14 protein-coding genes, 1 tRNA gene and 1 pseudogene are annotated in these 19,094 nt (G+C 67.7%); 8 read left to right on the top strand and 8 right to left on the bottom strand.

The window, feature by feature from the left end; genetic code table 11:
• A partial coding sequence (locus OK17_RS11210) for an amino acid adenylation domain-containing protein (RefSeq protein WP_461417483.1) occupies positions 1-4,131 on the bottom strand: 4,131 nt, incomplete at its 3' end.
• Positions 4,132-4,434: 303 nt separating this feature from the next.
• On the opposite strand from OK17_RS11210, the gene OK17_RS11205 reads away from it, so the two are divergent.
• The 3 genes from OK17_RS11205 to OK17_RS11195 are packed head-to-tail and all read left to right on the top strand — an operon-like array spanning position 4,435 to position 7,105.
• The gene (locus OK17_RS11205) at positions 4,435-5,403 is read left to right on the top strand and encodes a daunorubicin resistance protein DrrA family ABC transporter ATP-binding protein (RefSeq protein WP_006868431.1); all 969 of its coding nucleotides are present in this window, start codon (positions 4,435-4,437) and stop codon (positions 5,401-5,403) included.
• Positions 5,400-6,254, top strand: a complete 855-nt coding sequence (locus OK17_RS11200; RefSeq protein ID WP_461417482.1) for an ABC transporter permease — start codon at positions 5,400-5,402, stop codon at positions 6,252-6,254. Before OK17_RS11205 ends, OK17_RS11200 begins: the two co-directional genes overlap by 4 nt.
• The gene (locus OK17_RS11195; protein ID WP_154883731.1) at positions 6,251-7,105 is read left to right on the top strand and encodes an ABC transporter permease; all 855 of its coding nucleotides are present in this window, start codon (positions 6,251-6,253) and stop codon (positions 7,103-7,105) included. Before OK17_RS11200 ends, OK17_RS11195 begins: the two co-directional genes overlap by 4 nt.
• A gap of 135 nt (positions 7,106-7,240) precedes the next feature.
• Here the strand turns inward: OK17_RS11195 and OK17_RS11190 are convergent, their stop codons facing one another.
• The gene (locus OK17_RS11190; protein ID WP_461417481.1) at positions 7,241-9,133 is read right to left on the bottom strand and encodes a glycosyltransferase family 2 protein; all 1,893 of its coding nucleotides are present in this window, start codon (positions 9,131-9,133) and stop codon (positions 7,241-7,243) included.
• On the bottom strand, positions 9,130-11,700 hold the full coding sequence (locus OK17_RS11185) for an AMP-binding protein (RefSeq protein ID WP_461417480.1): 2,571 nt from the start codon (positions 11,698-11,700) through the stop codon (positions 9,130-9,132). Before OK17_RS11185 ends, OK17_RS11190 begins: the two co-directional genes overlap by 4 nt.
• A gap of 201 nt (positions 11,701-11,901) precedes the next feature.
• Between OK17_RS11185 and OK17_RS11180 the strand changes: the two are divergent.
• Both OK17_RS11180 and OK17_RS11175 read left to right on the top strand, forming a co-directional pair.
• Positions 11,902-12,099 (top strand): annotated as a pseudogene (locus OK17_RS11180) (FAD/NAD(P)-binding protein); the annotation flags it as partial.
• A gap of 46 nt (positions 12,100-12,145) precedes the next feature.
• Complete coding sequence (locus tag OK17_RS11175; RefSeq protein WP_461417479.1) at positions 12,146-13,279, top strand: FAD/NAD(P)-binding protein; 1,134 nt, start codon at positions 12,146-12,148, stop codon at positions 13,277-13,279.
• A gap of 24 nt (positions 13,280-13,303) precedes the next feature.
• Here the strand turns inward: OK17_RS11175 and OK17_RS11170 are convergent, their stop codons facing one another.
• From OK17_RS11170 to OK17_RS11155, 4 genes are all read right to left on the bottom strand, one after another.
• A complete protein-coding gene (locus OK17_RS11170; protein ID WP_232718441.1) occupies positions 13,304-13,738 on the bottom strand; it encodes a hypothetical protein in 435 nt (144 codons plus the stop codon).
• A complete protein-coding gene (locus tag OK17_RS11165; RefSeq protein WP_461417478.1) occupies positions 13,735-14,916 on the bottom strand; it encodes an FAD-binding oxidoreductase in 1,182 nt (393 codons plus the stop codon). Before OK17_RS11165 ends, OK17_RS11170 begins: the two co-directional genes overlap by 4 nt.
• Before the next feature lie 142 nt (positions 14,917-15,058).
• Positions 15,059-15,541, bottom strand: a complete 483-nt coding sequence (locus OK17_RS11160; protein ID WP_461417477.1) for an RrF2 family transcriptional regulator — start codon at positions 15,539-15,541, stop codon at positions 15,059-15,061.
• Positions 15,542-15,599: 58 nt separating this feature from the next.
• A complete protein-coding gene (locus OK17_RS11155; protein ID WP_461417476.1) occupies positions 15,600-16,364 on the bottom strand; it encodes a DUF72 domain-containing protein in 765 nt (254 codons plus the stop codon).
• Positions 16,365-16,493: 129 nt separating this feature from the next.
• Here OK17_RS11155 and wrbA point away from each other — a divergent pair, with 129 nt between their 5' ends.
• Both wrbA and OK17_RS11145 read left to right on the top strand, forming a co-directional pair.
• Positions 16,494-17,093: an NAD(P)H:quinone oxidoreductase gene (gene wrbA, locus OK17_RS11150; protein ID WP_232718437.1), complete on the top strand. Its 600-nt coding sequence runs from the start codon at positions 16,494-16,496 to the stop codon at positions 17,091-17,093.
• Between the two features lie 242 nt (positions 17,094-17,335).
• A complete protein-coding gene (locus tag OK17_RS11145; RefSeq protein WP_232718436.1) occupies positions 17,336-17,830 on the top strand; it encodes an FBP domain-containing protein in 495 nt (164 codons plus the stop codon).
• Between the two features lie 131 nt (positions 17,831-17,961).
• Here the strand turns inward: OK17_RS11145 and OK17_RS11140 are convergent.
• Positions 17,962-18,044: transfer RNA gene (locus OK17_RS11140), tRNA-Leu, on the bottom strand.
• A gap of 276 nt (positions 18,045-18,320) precedes the next feature.
• Between OK17_RS11140 and OK17_RS11135 the strand changes: the two genes are divergently transcribed.
• The coding region (locus OK17_RS11135; RefSeq protein ID WP_461417475.1) for a DUF3662 domain-containing protein at positions 18,321-19,094 on the top strand (774 nt) is incomplete at its 3' end.

Here is a 19,094-nt window from a genome sequence, read left to right as displayed (position 1 = left end):
GGCGACCGGGGTGCCGACGGCGATGTCGTCAGTTCCGCTGAGCCGCGACAGCAGGATCGCGAGGACGCTGTGGGCGACCATGAACGGCGTCGTCCCGGTGTTCCGTGCGACCGTGCGCATCCGGTCGACCAGCTCGGCGTCGATCTCGGCGTGTAGTTCACCGCCGCGCCTCCGGGGGTGCGCCGGTCGCGGGCGGTCCGTCGGCAGCGCGAGGAGATCGGGTAGACCGCTCAGATGCCGTTGCCAGTAGTCGAGTTGGACGGCGGCGACCGACGACGGGTCGGCCTCCTCGCCCATCACGTCGAGATGCCACAGCGTGTAGTCCCGATAGGTCACCGGCAGCGGCATCCACTCGGGTGCGGTCCCGCCCCGGCGCGCCTGATAGGCGACGACGAGGTCCCGGGCCAGCGGTGCGGTCGACGAGCCGTCGGCGGCGATGTGGTGCACGACGGCCACGAGGACGTGGTCGTCCGTGCCGACGGCGAGCAGCCGGATCATCACCGGCACTCGCTGTGCGACATCGAAACCGGTGGTCGCCAGCTCGGCCAGCCTGGCTTCGAGATCGTCGGTGACCTCCGGCTCGGTCAGGGTGCGCAGGTCGACTGCGGCGGCGGGCTCGACCTGCTGGACCGGACCGCGTGGACCGTTGGGGTAGACGGTGCGCAGGGTTTCGTGGCGCTCGACGACGTCGAGGATTGCGTCGTGCAGTGCCTGCCGATCGAGGGCCCCGCGCAGGCGGAGAGCCAGCGGGATGTTGAAAACCGGTGAGGCCGTGTCGAGCTGGTTGATGGCCCACATGCGGCGCTGGGCGGGCGACAGTGGCACCGCGCCGCCCGAGACACTGCGTCCGGCGCGGAGTTCGGGGATTCGACGGGTTGCCGGGTCCGCGAGCCGCGCGGCGAGGTCGGCGACCGTCGGTGACTCGAAGACCCAACGAACCGGTATGTCGGCGTCGAGTTGACCCGACAGCGTGGACACCATCCGGGTGGCGGACAGGGAGTCGCCGCCGAGAGCGAAGAAGTCGTCGTCCCGGCCCACCTGCGCGGCGGCGGTGCACTCGGCGAAGGCGTCGGCGACGGCACGTTCGGTGTCGGTACGCGGCTCGGCGTAGGGCGCCGCCTGCATCGTGGGTACCGGCAGGGCCGCACGGTCGAGCTTTCCCGAGGTGGTGGTGGGTATCCGGTCGAGACGCAGGAACGCGGTCGGCACCATGTGTCCGGGCAGGACCGCCCGTAACTGCTCGCGAATGGCCCCGGTGTCGGCGGTTCCCGTGTAGTAACCGACGAGGTAAGTGTTTCCGACAGCGTGGCTTCCGACAGCGTGGCTTCCGTCGGCGTGGCTTCCGTCGGGGGCCTGCATCGTCTGCGGTTCGGTGACCGCGAGGTCGACGCCGGGAACGGCTCCGATCGCGGCATCGATCTCGCCGAGTTCGATGCGGAATCCGCGGATCTTCACCTGTCGGTCAGCGCGACCGAGATAGTCGAGCCGGTATGCGGCATTCTCGCCTTCGCCGGCCAGGCGCCAGCGGACCAGGTCGCCGGTCCGGTACATCCGTGCACCCGCGGGACCCCACGGATCGGCCACGAACCGGGACGCGGTGAGGGACTGTCGCCGGTGGTAACCGAGCGCGACGCCCGCACCGCCGATGTAGAGCTCGCCCGTCGCGCCGGCCGGTACCGGCTGCAAACGGTGGTCGAGGACGATCGCGGTCGTCCCGGAGATGGGCCCGCCGATCGTGACCGGCTCGGTGGGATCGAGAGGGCCGGCGAGGGTCGCCATGACCGTGGCCTCGGTGGGCCCGTACGCGTTGAACATGCGCCGACCGGTCCCCCAGCGCGCCACGAGATCGGGCGAGCAGGCCTCGCCACCGACGATGACGGTGCGCAGATCGTCGAGTCCGCCGGGACCGTGCGCGTCGGCGGGCAGGGTGGCCAGCGCGGCGGGAGTGAGGAAGGCATGGGTGACGCGCTGTTCGCGAAGTAGCGCGGCCAGTTCCCCGCCGCCGTAGATGTGCCGCGGGACGATCACCATGGTGGCACCCGACGCGAGGGCCAGCAGGGTTTCCAGCACCGCGGCGTCGAAGCTCGGTGATGCGAATTGAATGGTGCGCGAACCCGATCCGACGCCGTAGCGGCGAATCTGCTCGTCGGCGAGGGAGACCAATCCGCGATGGCTGACGACGACGCCCTTCGGGACGCCGGTCGAGCCGGAGGTGTAGATGACGTAGGCCGGGTCGTCGACGTGCAACGGGCGGAGACGGTCCGCATCGATGATCGGCTGCGCAGAGGCGTCCCGGTAGGCGGCGACGACCAGGTCGTCGTCGAAGCCGATCCACTCGCACCGACTGTTCAGGCCGTCGAGCCGGGCGCGACCACCGGGGCCCACGATGCCGAGATCGACGGCGCTGTCGTCGAGGAGGTAGCTCAACCGGTCGTCGGGGAGCGCCGGGTCGATCGGCACGTAGGCGCCACCTGCGAGAAGAACCGCGAGTTGCGTTGTGACGGAGTATCTTCCACGCGGCAACAGCAGCGCTACCGTGACGCCCGGTCCCACGCCGCGGTCGATGAGGATCCGCGCCAGCCGGTGCGCCCGGAGGACGAGCTCGTCGTAGCGCAACGTACGTGCCCCGTCGACGACCGCGTCGGCGCGCGGATATGTTGCAGCCGTGCGGGTCACGAGGTCGGCGAAGAGCATGGGCTCCGACGCGACGGGCCCGCGCGCCGGCACCAGAAGTGCCCGTTCGTCCTCGTCGAGGATGTCGAGGTCGGCTACCCGGGTGTCTGGTCCGGTCGCGACCATGTCCGCGAGGACGCGAAGATAGCGGCGGCGATGGGCGACGAGTTCGGGTTCGGGATACGCGGCGGCGTTGGCCTCGAGGTCGATGCGGAGGTCGCCGGATCCGGTGCCGGTGTAGACGGTGACGGCGAGATCCTCGGTGGGGCCCGTGCTGAGGATGTGGCTGTAGCCGATGCAATCGCCGAGGATCATCTCGCTGCGGAACATCATCACGTTGACGGCCGGACCGAAGAAGCCGCGACCCACCGAGGAACCGGCGGCCGACCGCGCGGCCAGGTCGCGACGCATGTCCTCGAAGCGATACCGCTGATGGCGCAGGGCCCCGCTCAGTTCGGTGGTGATGCCGGCGATGAGGTCACCGATCCCCATGTCGGGGGTGATGCCGCTGCGGATGGGCACGACGTTGGACACCATGCCGCCCGAACGCCGGAGCATCGCATTGGTCCGGGCCGACACCGGCAGGCTGAGTACGACGTCGTCGGTACCGGCCATCCGTGCGACGTACACAGCGAGCGCCGCGCTCGCCAGTGCTGCCACGGTGACCGAGTTGTCGGCGCAGTAGCGCTCCACGTTCGCGATCAGGCAGGGGTCGAGTTCGCCTCCCACCGTGCGGGAGTCGGCTCCCCCGCCGATGACGGGATCGGCGAGGCGGACCGGATCGGGCAGGTCGTGCAGGCGCTGCGCCCAGTGGTCGCGATCGCGTCCGAAACGGGTCGACGACCGGTAGGCCTCGTCGTCGGCAAGGAAGTCCTCGAGAGAGCCGGACTTCGGGGGTGGGACGGGAAGACCCTGTGCGCGTGCGGTGTACACGGCGGCCGCACGTTCGGCGAAGGCCGAGGCGCCGTAGCCGTCGAGCAGCATGTGGTGCACGCGGTTGTACCAGAAGTACCGGCGGTCATCGATGCGCAGCGTCGCCGATTCCATGAGGCGGTCGGCGAAGAGGTCGAGCGGGCGGCGGAACTCCTCGTCCATCCACACCCGGGCGGCGGCCTCGGGATCGTCGTGGTCCCGGAAGTCCAGGTGCAACATCTCATCGCGCAGTTCCTCGTCGAGGTACTGCAGCGGGGCCTCGGTCGGGTCGTCGGCGGGGACGAGCCGGACCATCGCGGTGCCGAACTCGCGGGCCACCTGCCGGCCGACGTCGGTCAGCAGTTCGGTGTCGAGATCGCCGAGCACCTCGATGTACTGCGCGATCGAGAACGGGGTCTGCGGGACGAGCTGCTGGGCGAACCACATGCTGCGCTGCGCAGCCGACAACGGGACCAGGCGTTCACCGACGGCCGACATGCTCGTCGATGCGGCGTCGTGCCGCTCGTGGACATCGTTGGTGGTCACTTCTCGTCGCTTCCGGGTGGGTCAGGGCATGCCGAAGAAGACCCGGTACCGCGAGGTGACCGGGCTGGATTGGGGTGGTCAGGCGTTTAGAATCGCCTGGGTGGGACGGCTCGACGGCCGTGGTTCGTCGGCGTCACATGAGGACCGCCGGTGGTGAACCTCCCGAGTTCACGGCATGCGGCCCACGAGAGTAGGCGGGTTGCCCGTCGGGATTTAGCACAGGCTAACCTTAACACGGCCTCATGCTGCCGACGAGATTCGCCGGCGCCGCCGAGGGACGACGCCCGACGATCAGGAGTTGTGATGACCGAACCTGCCGTGCGGGTGGACGCCATCACCAAATCCTTCGGTGATGTCCACGCGGTTCGCGGAATCTCGTTCGAGGTGCCGCGCGGAAGCGTCCTGGGCATCCTCGGACCCAACGGTGCAGGTAAGACCACACTCGTCGACATCCTCTGCACCCTGATCACCCCCGACTCGGGCTCGGCCACGGTCGCCGGCCACGACGTCGCCCGGCATCCCGGCGGGGTCCGCGAGGCCATCTCGATGACCGGCCAGTACGCAGCGCTCGACGAGACGCTGGGCGGTCGGGACAACCTCATCTTCTTCGGCCGGATGCAGGGCCTTCGACGGGGTGCCGCGCGCGAGCGTGCCGACCACCTGCTCGAGCAGTTCGATCTCGCCGAGTTCGGCAAGCGACCGGTGTTCTCGTACTCCGGCGGCATGCGACGACGCCTCGATATCGCCTGCGGACTGGTGATCCGACCCGAGGTCGTGTTCCTCGACGAACCCACCACTGGACTCGACCCGCGCAGCCGCCAGGCGGTATGGGCGCTGGTCGAAGCGCTCAAGGCCGACGGCATCACGACGCTGCTCACGACGCAGTATCTCGAGGAAGCCGATCGCCTCAGCGACAACATCATCGTGCTCGACAAGGGCCGAGTGGTCGCCGAGGGCACCGCCGAGCAGCTCAAGCAGAAGGTCGGCGGCGCCTACTGCGAGGTGGTCCTCGACGATCCGTCGCGGTCCGACGAGATGTGCGGGCTGCTGCGTACCCGACTCGCCGTCGACCCGAGGCCGACGGTCGGCGACGACACGACGATCACCCTCTCCACCACCGACGGGGTCGAGACGATGGGTGCGGTCATCGCCATCGCCAAGGACGCCGGGATCCGGCTCACCGACGTCGGCCTGCGCAACCCCTCTCTCGACGACGTGTTCCTCACCCTCACCGGCTCGCCGAGCGGCACCACCGAGGACTCGACGCGGTGACGACCACGCACCCCGCGGACCGGGAGACACACACCTTCTCCCGGATCGACTGGCCCGACGACCACAACCCGACCGTCGTCTCGCGGAGATGGCCGTTTCTCCGGCAGTGGACGACGATGACCGACCGCGGTGTCCGATCGGCGTGGGCCGAGGGCGAGTTCGCGGTCGCGGTGGTGATGCCGCTGGTCTTCGCGCTCGGTTTCTACCTACCGCTCCGCCTGGTGATGGCCGACCGGGGCATCGACTACGCACAGTTCCTGATGCCGATCATCGTGCTGCAGGCCGTCGCCTTCACCGCGATGGCCGCCGCCCAGCGCGCAACCCTCGACAAACTCCGCGGGATGAACCGTCGACTCGCGTCGATGCCGGTACGGGCCCTGGTACCGCTTTCCGCGAGGATGACCGTCTCACTGATCCGTTCGGTGGTGTCGATCACGGCAGCACTGGTCTTCGGTGCGCTGCTGGGCTTCTCGTTCGACGGCGGGTTGCTCGACACCCTGGCCTTCGTCGGTTTCGCGCTCGCGGTTGCGGTGGTGCTGGCGATCGGCGCGGATTCGCTGGGTCTGATCGCCCGGAATCCGGAGGCCACCTCACAGTTGCTCCTGCTTCCGCAACTGGTACTCGGCCTGCTGTCGACCGGTTTCGTACCGGAGTCGGGATTCCCCGAGTGGGCCCAGCCCTTCGCCCGGAACCAACCGATCTCCCACTTCGCCGCGACCATGCGAGAACTCGCCGACGGCAACCCGACGATGTCGACCGCCCTGCCCGCCCTGCTCTGGCTCGGCGCGCTGGCCGTGGTCTTCGTGGCGCTCGCCCATCACACCCAGACACACCGGCGGCTGTACCCATGACCCGAGTACCCGTGAGCCGATCCGCCACCGATTCTCCGGACGTCCTGGGGTTCCCGCCGCGCCAGAAGTGGACCGCCGAGTCCACCTCGCGCGCGTTGATCCGCGGCTCGTTGATCCAGGCCGAACGAATCCTGGTGAAGTGGGCGACCGATCCGGTGACGCTTCTGCAGTCGCTGCTGTTCCCGGCGATCATGGTCCTGATGTTCTGGCTGGTCCTGGACCGATCGGTCAGCGCCCACTCCGGGTCGTCGAGCGTCTTCGGCATGGTCCCGATGGTGGCGCTGGTCGGTGCGATGTCCGGTGCGTCGATCAGCGGTCTCGGGCTCCGCCGGGAACGCACCTCCGGGCTGCTGACCAAGATGTGGGTCCTGCCCGTCCACCGCGCGTCGGCGATGGTCGGACGCTTGCTGGCCGAAGCGGTCCGCATCGTTGTCACGGTCAGCGCCGTCCTCGCGGTCGGCACCATCATCGGCTTCCGGATCGAGTCAGGAGTTCTCGGTTATCTCGCGATCATCGGGATCACCCTCGTGTTCGGGCTCTCCTTCTCGATCATGGTGACCGCCCTCGCCCTGCTCAGCCGGGAGTCGCACATCGTCGAATGGGTGGCCATCGGCACCAACCTCGCGATGTTCTTCAACACCGGTTTCGTTCCCGCCCAGTCGTATCCGGGCTGGTTGCAGCCGATCGTCGAGTATCAACCGCTCAGCTGCGCGGTGAACGCCATCCGCGGTTTCGCGGCCGGCGGTCCGATCGCCGAGCCACTGCTCCTCACCATCGCCTGGTCGGCCGCGCTGCTGCTGATCTTCACGCGACCGACGCTCGCGGGGTATCGGCGGGCAGCAGGGCGCTAGACCGAGGTCGCCCGCGACAGCAGTGGGTTCATGCGAACTCGATCGAAGTCGTGCCGCCGCAATGACAGACATCGCCTGCGACCTCATTCGCCCTCGGCTTTCGCCGCTGGTGCGCAGTTCCCTTCCGGGTCCCGATCAGCCGTAGTAGCAGCGGTACTTGATGCTGCCTTTGATCCGGCCGAGGAAGTTGCCGGCGGTGAACAGCCACCTGCCGGTCGGCACACGGGTGATCACGGTCGGCAGCAACGGATTCCGGATCAGTATGTAGAGGAACATGTCAAGCGTCACATACCAGGGCCAACGCGGCATGCCGTAGTGCCGATAGTCGGAGTACAACTGCGCGGTGCCCACCCCGCACGTCACCGACTGCTGCCACATCCCCGACAGCGTGTCCCGGAGCCGGTAGGCGACGAGGGCCTTGGGAGCCAGACCGATCGTGCCGCCCGACAACTGGATACGGATCAGCAGGTCTGAATCCTCCGCAGCGTTCACGTACTCGACGTCGAAGCCGCCGACGCGCTCGTACGCTTCCCGCCAGACCCCGACATTGCAGGTCGGGTGTACCTGGAGGAATTCCCGCAAGTAGTACGGCTCGTCGGCGGGCAACATCGTTCGCCAGGACTGGACCTCGGGTGAGTTGAGCGAATGGGTCTCCAGTCCTCCGCCCACCGCCGAATGACGCGTCGCGACCGCGGTCAGCTCGGCGAGCCAGTCCGGGTAGACGCGATCGTCGCCGTCGCAGAAGGCGAGGAACTCTCCGTCGGCGGCAGCGACGCCGACATTCCGTGCGTACGAGATCCCGCCCACCGCCGAGGCGTCGACCCAGCGCATCCGGAGGCGTTCCCGCAGTGGGTGCTGGTCCACATGTTCCCGCAATCCGTCGGTCGATCCGTTGTCCGCGATGATGACCTCGAAGGGGCGTTCGTAGGTCTGCGCTGCCAGGGCCTCGAGCTGGATGTCGATGACATCGACACAGTTCAATGCCGAGATCACGATCGACACCAACTCGGGGAGAGGACGTTCGACATCCTCACAGCGTTCGGTCACCCGCGGCTTCTCCACTTCACTCTTTCGGTTGTCTCCCGTGAGGCCGCGAGCACGGCCCAGCGTTCGATCGGGTATCCGGCCGGTCTCGCCGGCTGCGGCTGCGCGCAGGCCCGCACAGGTCAGGTACACGCGTGCGGGTCGGTCGGTGCCGATGAGCATCGCGCGCCCCCGGGCGATGGCATCCTTCGCGATCGACACCGCGCACCACAGCGGTTCGGTCCGCGCATAGCGGCGATAGAGAACGGACCGGTTGCGTGCGATGTAGTAGTGCCGGAAGGGCGCATCCTCGGTGAACTCGATCGACACACCCGTTCCCCTCCCGCGCAGCAACCAGCGCAGCGGACGGGGCGGGACCCACGTCGCGGCGCGTCCCAGCCGGTGACGAATCCGGTTGCCCGGCACGATGAGTGCATGACCGCCGTGCGCACGTGCGCGCAGGTAGAACTCGGTCTCCACGCAGTCGATGAACAGCGACTCGTCGAACAAACCGATCTTCTCGAACAGGCTGCGCGTGATGAGAAGGCCCGACTGCAATGGCTCGAAGGCGAGGGTCAGCCCCTCGACGGCAAACCAGAACGGAGCCACGTCGTCGTTGATGAAGGCCGGCGACGCCATCACGTCCGACAAGCCGAGCGACTTCGCCAGCTCGAGGTGATCGACGGCCCGTCGGACGTAGTCCGGTTCGAGTGAGGTGTCCTGGTCGACGGTGAGCACAGCGTCGGCATTTCGCGACAGCGCCTCGCGGACCCCCTGATTGAGGGCATGTGCGATGCCCTGGTTCGATCCTGACTCGAACACCGTCGCACCGGCCGCGGCGCAGTCGTCGAGCACTGTCCGCACAGCACCCTGCGGGTCGGCCATGAGTGACGGCGATCCGTCGTCGACGATGATCACCGAATCCACCTGTGGGAGAACATTCTCGATCGAATCGACGAGTTCTCGCGTCGGCTCGAAGGTCGGGATGACGGCGACCACGGTCATGACAGGGTTCCTTCGTTGTCGGTGAGATCGAGCGCGGCCGACACTGCGGCGGCCGTCGCGGTCACGTGCGGTGCGCGCATCATCGCGTGATGGTCGGCGGCGACCGTGACGGTGTGCACGCGACCCCTCACCAGACGTGCCCAGGTGTCGGGATGGTCGGGGTTCTCGGCGGCCCGGATCAAGGTGATGTCGCCCGTGTACGGCGTCGGCCGGTGGCGCCGGATCTGCTGGCGACCGAGGTCCCAGAAGACGTTCCACCGCAGGGTCGTCGGGAGGTTCCACCAGCCGGCGGTGGCGACCAGCACCCGCATCACCAGGCGCGTCCACAAGATCTGCAGCGACTGCGGATTCGAGGCCGGGCCCTCGGGGACGGTACCGGTGCGGTCGGGCAACGTCGCAGGACCGTCGGTGCCGGTGTCGTCGGTCATGCGGCCGCCGACGCGTTCGACCAGCTGCGGCTCGAACCGGGAGTCGATGATGATCACCGACTCGCAGCGCTCGCCGCGTCCGGCCAGGATCGCCGCGGCCTCGAGCATGACGAAGCCGCCCAACGAGTAGCCCGCCAATCGGTAAGGCCCCTCGGCCTGTATTGACTCGATGTCCTTCACCGCGCGTCGTGCGGCGGCACGGATCGTCCGGTCCGCACGACCGCGTTTCTCGAGTCCGTGGGCCTGCAAGCCGTAAATCGGTGCAGCACCGTTGATCTCACGGGCCAGTGGCAGCAGACTGGCCGCAGGTGTTCCCGCGCCGGACATCACGAAGACGGGGGTGCCGGTCCCCTCGCGGAGCCGGCTGATCGTGGCACCGGTGACCGAGCTGGCGCGGTCCCGATGAGCGGCGTCGAGAAGCTCGGACAGACCGGCGATGGTCGGGGTGCCGGCGAAGTCCGCGGTCGAGATGTCGACGAGCCAGCGGTCGCGCAGTTCGGCGAGCATCTTCGCCGCCGCCAGCGAGTCACCGCCCAGGGACACGAAATCCTCGTTGCGCCCGACGGTGTCGAGTCCGAGGATGTCGCACCAGATGTGCATGAGCGTGGACTCGGTCGGTCCGCGAACGGGTTCGGGTGTGCGCGGCGGTGCCGGCGGAAGGGCTGCACGGTCGACCTTGCCACGCTCGTTGCGGGGCAGGGAGGTCAGGACCACGACGTCACGCGGAATCATCCACGGCGCGAGCGTCTTCGCGAGCGCGACCCGGACCTCGGCCGGTGACGGCGTCCACTTGTCCGGATCGACGGCGACGTGCGCGGTGAGCTGCGCGGCATCCCGGTCGGCGGTGACCACCGCATCGACCGTCCACGGCAGAGCTCGTAGAGCTGTCTCGACCTCGATGGGTTCGACGAGATAGCCGCGGATCTTGACCGCGTCGTCGCGGCGCCCGAGCAGATGGAGCTGCCCCTGGTCGTCGAAACGACCGAGATCGCCGGTCCGGAACCGGCGGCGACCGTCCGGCAGCTCGGTGTACTTGGTCGCGGTCAGCTCGGGGTCGGCGAAGTAGCCCGACGAGATGTACTTCGACTCGACGACGACCTCACCGGTCGATCCGGTCGGGACGTCGTGGCCCGCCTCGTCGACGATCCGGACGGACTTCTTCGACGCGGGCGTGCCGACCGGGATTACACCCGTGGGAACGGGCCGATCCGCCGGGATGAGGTTGAACGCGAGATTGGCCGACTCCGACGACCCCGACCAGCTGCAGAACACCCCTTCCGGTGCGATGGTTGCGCGGACGCGCTCGACGTCGCCGGAGTGGACAGGTTCGCCACAGGTCGACACCAGACGGACGCTCTCGATCACGTCGCCGGGAGCCAGGTCGGTGAGCCAGGACCTCAGGAGCGACGGCGTGCAGTGGACGGTGGTCGCCCGTTCCTGCCGCAGCCAGTCGCGGAGCCCCTCGGCGGTACGTCGGCGGACGTCCCAGAGCAGCAGCGTCGATCCGTTGAGCAGAGACATCAGCAGGCAGTCGACGCCCGCACCGAAGCTCAGCGGTAACAGCGCCGTCGCCTTGTCGTCGTACTCGAAGCGCATGAAGGTCGCGCCGTCGAGAGCCATCCCGAGAGCCCAGCGATGAGGAAGCGTCACGCCCTTGGGCTTGCCGGTGGATCCGGAGGTGAAGATCAGGACTGCCGGGGCGTCGGGTGCGGGCACCGCGAGCGGGGCGTCCGACGACGGCAGCGCGGCGATCTCGGCCGGCGACATCCGCCGTGCACCGGACAGTCCGAGGATGTGGTCTCGGCGGTCGTCGGGCAGGAAGGGATCGAGCAGGATGACCGGGTGTCCGGAGGTGAGGACCGCGAAGATCGAGAGAACCGAGTCGATGTCGGATTCGACGTCGACGGCGACCGGACGACCCGGCTCGGTCATCGCGGCGGCGATGGCGCGTCCGCGGTCATCGGTGTGGTTCACCGCGTCGCGGTAGGTGATGGAGGCCTCGGGTGTCCGGACGGCAACCGCGTCGCCACGTTGCGCCGCCATGTTCCGCCACAGTGCGACGACGCTCTCGTCGGAGCTCTCGGTCGTGGCCGGAATCGTCGCCGGATCGATCGTGGTCACGAAGCGACTACCGGACATAGGGTATGCATAGTTAGGTTAGGCTACCTAATACGCCACTCTGGGCGTCGTCAGGGCCTCCGACATCTGACCAGTGATCGCCGACACTGACGACCGCTCCTCCTCAGCGCGGCTCCGCCGACCTGCTGTAAGAAGTACCGGTGCTCCGAATGCGTCCCCGTCCACGAAGCGGTTCCGCCTGTTCCCGCGCCGTCGGCGCCGGTGTCGGCTGATGCGCATTGTCGTGGTCGGCGCGGGTGCCGCCGGGTTTTGGTCGTGTTCCATCTGGCTCGTCTGGTGGCCGCGGATGAACAGGCAAGAGCGCTCGAGGTCGTCGTCGTGGATCCGATCGACCAGGTCGCGGGTCCCGCGTTCGGCACCACGGATCCTGCCCACTTGCTGAATGTCCCCGCGTCCGGGATGTCGGTGGACCCGGATGAGCGGTTCGACTTCGTGGACTGGTGCCGTGCCGGGGGGGCTCGTTTCCGGCGACGAGGCGCACTACTTCTTCGCACCGCGCGCGCAGTGGGCGCGCTACCTGCGGACGCGACTGGCCGAGGCATGCGAACGGGCCGGCGACCGGTTGAGTGTCCGGTTCGTGCGTGACGGCGCGGTCGGCGTCGCCGCCGTCGGCGAGCGAATTCGGGTGACAACTGCGGACGGAAGCGTCCTCGACGGCGACCGGCTGGTGCTCGCGACCGGACTCCCCGGCGTCGGGAACGGCTGGGCGCCCTGCGACCTGAGCGATCAACCCCGCTACGTCGCCAACCCGTGGCTGCCCGATGCCCTCGAACCGGTACTGGCCGACAGCGGGGACGTCCTCGTGATCGGCACCGGTCTCACGATGGTCGACGTGGCCATCAGCCTGCTCAAGTCGGGCGGCAACCGTCGCGTCGAGGCCATCTCACGCGGCGGCCGACTCCCCCGGCGGCATGCCGACACCTACCTCGGTGAAGTCGTCCCCGACATCTCGACCTGGGGTGACAGCCTCGACGAGATCCGCGCCGCGGTGACCACTCATGTCGCGAGAATCGAACGCCTACTGGGGAATTGGCGCCCCGGCGTCGACGGTGTGCGCTACCGCGTTGCCGAACTGTGGGCCCGGCTCGACGAGGCGGACCGCGGCACCTTCGTCCGCGAACTGGCCGGCGACTGGCTCGTGCGTCGGCACCGGATGCCCCCGTCGAGCGGCAAACTCGTCGACGAGGCCCGGCGATCGGGACGCCTCGTCGTGCGCTCTGGACGAATCAACCGCGTCGACGCGGTCCCCGGTGGTCTCACCGTCGCGACCGGCGACGACGAACGCACCTATGCATGGATCGTGAACTGCACCGGTCCGCAGCCGGACCTGCGTAAACTCGGCAATCCCGTCCTGGATTCGGTACTGGACGCCCGGCTCGCGACCACCGATGACCTTGGCCTGGGCCTGATCACCGACCATGGGCGCGTCCTCGACGCCGACGGTCGTCGGGGACCGCTCTGGACCCTCGGATCGTTGCGTCGCGGCGAACTCTGGGAGACCACCGCCGTACCCGAGATCCGCACGCAAGCCGAGCAGTTGGCCGCATCGCTCATCGGTGACGTCGACGGCCACCGATGAGCGACGCCGGCCGGGTTTGCTCGGTCAGGTCGCGCTGACCAGGACCGCGGCGCCGAGCCAGATCAGCGCGGCCACCTTGATCACCTCGAAGGCGACGTAGACGAGATGCGCTGAGCTACGCGGACCATCGTGCCCGGCCAGCACGGCGTCGGACCTCTTGGTGAGGGCCGGCCGCACTGCCACGACCTGGATCGCCAGCGCCGCGATCGCAACTCCCGCGGCGATCGGTGTGGCCACCCCGGGCCACGAACCGAGCACGACGGCGACCAGGATCGCTGTCGCCCACACAACCTCCGCGGCGTTGAGCGCACGGAAGACCAGCCGCCCGATCCCGAGACCGATCGGCAGGGTGACGCCGGGGGCGCGGAACTTCAACGGCGCCTCGAGGAACGAGATCGCGAAGACCATGCCCAGCCACACGAAGGTGAGCGCGGTGACGACCGCCGCGGAGGTGCTCATCGCGCGCTCGACCGCAGGAGTTCCGGACCGAAGGTCTCATAGTGGATCCGGCTCTCCGCGATGTCGCGACCGAGGAACTCCTCGCGCATCGAGGACAGGAATCCGGTGGGGCCGCAGAGCATGACATTGGATTCGGGGTGCACCTCGACATTGTCCAACGACATGTGGCCGACTCGGACCGAATCGGAGACGATGTGCGGCGAGGTGTTCTCGTACCATTGGATCAGATTGCCCGCCGGCAGCGAGTCCACCAGCGCCGCAAGCATTCCGCGGTGCGGCTGGCGGTCGCGGGAACGGTCGGCGTGCAGGACCGTCACCGGACGGGCATCGCCCTTCTCTGCCAGCGCGGTCAGCAGGCCGATCACCGGCGTGCACCCGATCCCGGCGGATGCCAGCAGCAGCGGGGCATCGTCGTCGGGGAGGACGAGGTCGCCGAACGGGGTGCTGACCTTCAGGCTGTCGCCTTCGAAGACGTGCTCGTGCAGGTGTGCCGAGACCTCGCCGGCGAGCTTCACACTGAAGCGCCACTCGGCGTCGTCGGGCGAACCGGTCAGACTGTACTGACGGATCTGCTGTGCACCGTCACTCAGCGGAACCTGCACCGAGATGTACTGTCCCGGACGGAACTTCGGGAGTGTGCCGTCGACCGCCGCGAGGGTGAATGCGATCGTGTCGGGCGAGACCTGCACGCGCTCGCTCACCGTGGCCTCACGCCACACCTGACCGGGCTCGACACCCGTGGCGGCGTACAGGTCGGATTCCGATGCGATCAGAAGATCGGCCATGTCCCAGTACAGCTGATCCCAGGCATCGGCGACCTCCGGCGTGACGGCATCGCCGAGAACCTCGACGATCGCCGCGAACAGATGTTGGTGAACGACCTTGTACTGATCGGCGGTGACACCCAGCGACGCATGCTTGTGCGCGATCCGGTCCAGGATGAACCGCTGACGCCGGACGTCGGGTTCGAGCTGGAGACGCGCGAAGGCGGCGACCGAGCCGGCGAGGGCCTGCGGTTGTTCGCCGGACTTCTGGTGCGTCCGGTTGAACATGTTGTCCAGCAGCGTCGGGTGCGCATCGAAGAGTCCGCGGTAGAACCGCGGGGTGATCTCCGGGAGCGCTCCCTCGACTGCGGGCAGGGTCGCCGCGAGAGTGGCACGTTGGGTGTCGGACAGCATGAGAACTCCTTTGTTCACTTGCTCATCGGGATAGAAGTTCCGGCGGGTGGCCGGAAGTCTTTGTGGCGGTGACGATTCCTTTGTGTGACCAGGCCTTCATGGCTCGTCGCCAGCGCTCCTCGCACCTCGGGCGGCAAGAAGGTCAACCGGCCTGCTCACCTGGTGGCCGCGTCGACAGCGAGAGCAACACCGCGGTGGTCGGTTCTGCGGCGAGGTCGGCGACGGTCTCGGAGTCGAGGCTGTCGTAGAAGGCGGCGGCCGCACGGGCGAGCGCTCCCCGCAGACGGCATCCGCGTCGGAGCGGGCACGGCTGCGGGCCTTCGCAATCGACGACCTCCCCGTCACCCTCGAGGGATCGCGCGAGCCAGCCCACGCGCGCTTCGCGACCGAGGTCGGTGATCGTCAGACCGCCGGTACGGCCGCGGCGCGCGTGGACGACGCCCATCTCCGACAGTCTGCCGACGACTTTGGCGACATGCGTGTACGGGACGGCGAGCTCTGCCGCAAGATCCCTCGTGGTGAGAGGTGTTGCAGCCCCACGCTGTTCACCGATCGACTGTTCACCGTCGACGGCGAGCCGCATCACGACCCGGAGGCCGATGTCGGTGAAGCGTGTCAGCTGCATGCCGAAAGTAAAACATAAATTGGTATGCCCGATACCAATTAAATGGGCGTGTTCTCGATCACTCGACGGACGCCGCGTCGAACGTCGCCACCGGCATCCCCAGGGCCCGGGCTCTGCGAATCATGGTGCGCGCGTTGTCCATCGCGGCGCACCCCGGATCGTTGTTGAAGTACACGTAGACGTCGCACTCGTCGTCGAACATGTCCCACAATCGACGCAGCCAGCTGTCGATGGCCCGTACGCCGTAACTCATCGGCCGCTTGGCGGTGCCGTCGTGCAGACGTAGATACCCGAAGTCGGTCGTCCTCCACAGCGGGGTGAGTGATCGACTCTTCCGGTCGGCCCAGCACAGGGCGGCGTCGTGTCGTTCGAGAACGTCTCGCACCTCGTCGGTCCACCAGGATTCGTGGCGCGGCTCGACGACGACCTGAACGGTGTCCGGGAACAGCTTGAGGGTGGCGGCCAGGGCATCGGGCTGTGCCTGCAGATTGGGCGGGAGCTGCAGGAGGACGGGCCCGAGCTTGGTGCCCAGGCCGGCGGCGCGATCGAGAAAACGCTCGACGGGCTCGGCCGGCTCCTTCAGCCGCTTCACGTGCGTCAGATAGCGGCTCATCTTCACCGCCATCCGGAAGTCCGCGGGTACGGTCTCGGCCCAGTTCTCGAACACCGTCTTGTCCGGCAGCCGGTAGAAGGTGTTGTTGACCTCGGCCGTCGTGAACCGCTCGGAGTAGTAGTCCAGCCACTCCCGCTGCGGGACCTGTTCCGGGTAGAACGCGCCGCGCCAGTCCTTGTACTGCCAGCCCGAGGTGCCGATGTGCAGCATTGCTCCACCTATCCGGCGGTCGACGGGTGACGAATCCCGTCGAAGGCTTCTCGCGGCGTGTGTGGGTGTCGCATCACCGAACACGGGTACCCGCCTACGGAAAGTCGCAACCACCGAGACAGGAGTGACATGACGAAACTGGCGATCATCTACTACTCGGCCACCGGACACGGCACGGCCATGGCTGACGAGATCAAGACCGCCGCCGAGGCGGCCGGTGCCGAGGTGCGGGTGCGCCACATCGAGGAGACCCGGGACCCGGAGACCTTCGCGGAGAACCCTGCCTGGTCGGCGAACTACGAGGCGACCAAAGATCTGCCGAGCGCGACCGGCGACGACATCGTCTGGGCCGACGGCGTCATCTTCGGCTCCCCGACCCGATTCGGCAGCACGGCGTCGCAGTTCCAGACCTTCATCGACTCCCTCGGCGGACTCTGGGCCGAGGGAAAGCTCGCCGACAAGGCCTACGCCGCCTACACCTCGAGCCAGACGGCGCATGGCGGACAGGAGACGACCCTTACCGGGCTGTACACCTCGCTGATGCACTTCGGCGGCATCCTCGTACCGCCCGGCTACACCGAGGGGCTGAAGTTCGCCGACGGTAACCCGTACGGCGTTTCGCACGTGACCGGCCCGGAGAACAAGAACGGTCTCGACGACGCGACCAAGGCCGCCCTCGCCCACCTGGCGCAGCGAGTTGTGAAGGTCGCCGGTCTGCTGGCCGGCTGACGACGCCGGTACTGCTCCCCTGGACCGCTGGCATTAATGCGTTGACAGAGCGGCGCCACGGCGCGAGCATCGGGATCATGTATTCCGTGTCGTCGCCCGCTGGGCGTGAGGGGGTCGTCGGCGTCCTGCACGCCGGCGCTTGAGTGACCTGCCCCGACCGGCGCGAGTACCGCATCCGCGGACCGCGCCGGTCGACGCGCGCCCTCACTCACCCTTCCCGACACCCGAGGTGTTTCTCACTCATGCATGCCCTGACCGAATCCGAGATCCGTCGATCCTTCGTCAATGCGACCGTCCGCGAACGAAAGTCGATCGTCCTGCCGCCCGACTTCAAGGAACTGAACTGGGAGCGCAAGGATTTCGTCGGCTGGCGGGATCCCAAGCAGCCGATGGTCGGTTACGTCGTCATCCCGACCGACGACGAGCCCGTCGGCATCATGCTCCGCCTGGGCGGACGCCAGCCGCGCAAACGGCCACTGTGTTCGTTCTGCGAGGACGTCCTGCTGCCCAACGACGTCGCCTTCTTCAGCGCGAAGCTCGCCGGTGCCGCCGGCCGCAAGGGCGACACCGTCGGCACCCTGATCTGCTCGAACTTCGAGTGTTCGAAGAACGTGCGCATGAAGCCGCCGCCGGTCTTCGGCGGTCATGATCCGGAAGCCGTGCGGCAGCAGCGGATCCAGTCGCTGCAGCTGCGACTGGACGGATTCGCGACGCGCGTCGTCGGTCGCGAGAAGTAGCCCCCGACAGATCCACCCTTTTTCGCCGGATCCACCACCCCACCGGGTGCTGGGTTTGCCGAAAAAGGGTGGGTTTGCGCATAAGAAAAGAGGCCGGACCGCGTTTCCGCGATCCGGCCTCTTTCACCGTGTGGGCGAAGGGGGACTTGAACCCCCACGTCCCGAAGGACACTGGCACCTGAAGCCAGCGCGTCTGCCATTCCGCCACTCGCCCGTGGCCGCCGGAAATCCGGCGGGCATGTCGTCGGACTGGTTTCGTCCAGCGACTGGACGACGATAACAGCACGGCGCCCCTACTACAAAACTCGGGTGTTCGCGGCTATTCGGAAGGCTGGTGACCTGCGGCACCAGTGGCTGGCCAGACCCATGAGGCAGGTGTTACACACGATGCACCAGTTGTCGCGGTGGCACAGTTGTCCGTTCTTGTCGCTATCATCAAACAAGGCCATATGCACGGCGACACGCTCGAATGCCGCGAAAGGAGGTCTCGGTGGGGATCCTGCAACGAATTGAACGCAAGCTCGAAGGCGCTGTTGACGACGGTTTTGCGCGAGTTTTCGGTGGTCAGGTGGCTCCACAGGAGATCGAGAACGGCCTTCAGCGTGAAGCCGAGGAGTCGCTGGAAGACCTCGGCGACGGTACCGTCCTCGCGGCCAACAGCTACACATTGCTGTTGAGTCCGAGCGACCACGACCACATCGCTGCGGAATACGAACTGAACCGCAAGACTTTCTCGAAGCATTTGGAACACTTCATCAAGGACAACGGTTGGCAGACCTACGGCAAGGTCGTCGTAGAGTTCGAACAATCGCCATCCCTGCACACCGGGATCTTCCGTGCGCGCGGCACGGTGAACCCTGACGCGAGGCCCCGCCCGGTGCCGCCGCGTTCGGGACAACCACACGGCGCACCACCGAAGGCCCCCCGCCCACCGGCCGGTCCCCCGGCCCCGAATCCTCGCCCGGCCGCACAAGCTCTTCCCGCCGACGCACCCGACCAAGGAGCCCCCAAGATGACTCAGAACCCCGGATACGACCAGCGCAGGGGCGCCGATCCCGAGTACGACCAGCAGGCCTACGAGCAGCAGGGCTACGGCCAGCAGGCGTATGGACAGCAGGGCTACGACCAGTACGGCCAGCAGCCCGGCTACGAGCAGGGATACGACCAGCAGGCCTACGGACAGCAGCCCGCCGGCTACGAGCAACAGGGTTACGGTCAGCAGCCCGGCTACGGCCAGGGCTACGCACAGCCCGGCTACGACCAG

This window comes from Gordonia sp. GN26 (assembly GCF_054823965.1).
The sequence above is the reverse complement of the archived record's forward strand: the minus strand, read 5'-3'. Positions and strand labels throughout refer to the sequence as shown.

What these genes read in the sequence shown, in the direction of transcription:
- OK17_RS11205 (WP_006868431.1), top strand. Translation starts at nt 4,435, where the DNA reads ATGACCGAACCTGCCGTGCGGGTGGACGCCATCACCAAATCCTTCGGT.
- OK17_RS11195 (WP_154883731.1), top strand. Translation starts at nt 6,251, where the DNA reads ATGACCCGAGTACCCGTGAGCCGATCCGCCACCGATTCTCCGGACGTC.
- OK17_RS11190 (WP_461417481.1), bottom strand. Translation starts at nt 9,133, where the DNA reads ATGACCGTGGTCGCCGTCATCCCGACCTTCGAGCCGACGCGAGAACTC.
- OK17_RS11185 (WP_461417480.1), bottom strand. Translation starts at nt 11,700, where the DNA reads ATGTCCGGTAGTCGCTTCGTGACCACGATCGATCCGGCGACGATTCCG.
- OK17_RS11170 (WP_232718441.1), bottom strand. Translation starts at nt 13,738, where the DNA reads ATGAGCACCTCCGCGGCGGTCGTCACCGCGCTCACCTTCGTGTGGCTG.
- OK17_RS11165 (WP_461417478.1), bottom strand. Translation starts at nt 14,916, where the DNA reads ATGCTGTCCGACACCCAACGTGCCACTCTCGCGGCGACCCTGCCCGCA.
- OK17_RS11160 (WP_461417477.1), bottom strand. Translation starts at nt 15,541, where the DNA reads ATGCAGCTGACACGCTTCACCGACATCGGCCTCCGGGTCGTGATGCGG.
- OK17_RS11155 (WP_461417476.1), bottom strand. Translation starts at nt 16,364, where the DNA reads ATGCTGCACATCGGCACCTCGGGCTGGCAGTACAAGGACTGGCGCGGC.
- wrbA (WP_232718437.1), top strand. Translation starts at nt 16,494, where the DNA reads ATGACGAAACTGGCGATCATCTACTACTCGGCCACCGGACACGGCACG.
- OK17_RS11145 (WP_232718436.1), top strand. Translation starts at nt 17,336, where the DNA reads ATGCATGCCCTGACCGAATCCGAGATCCGTCGATCCTTCGTCAATGCG.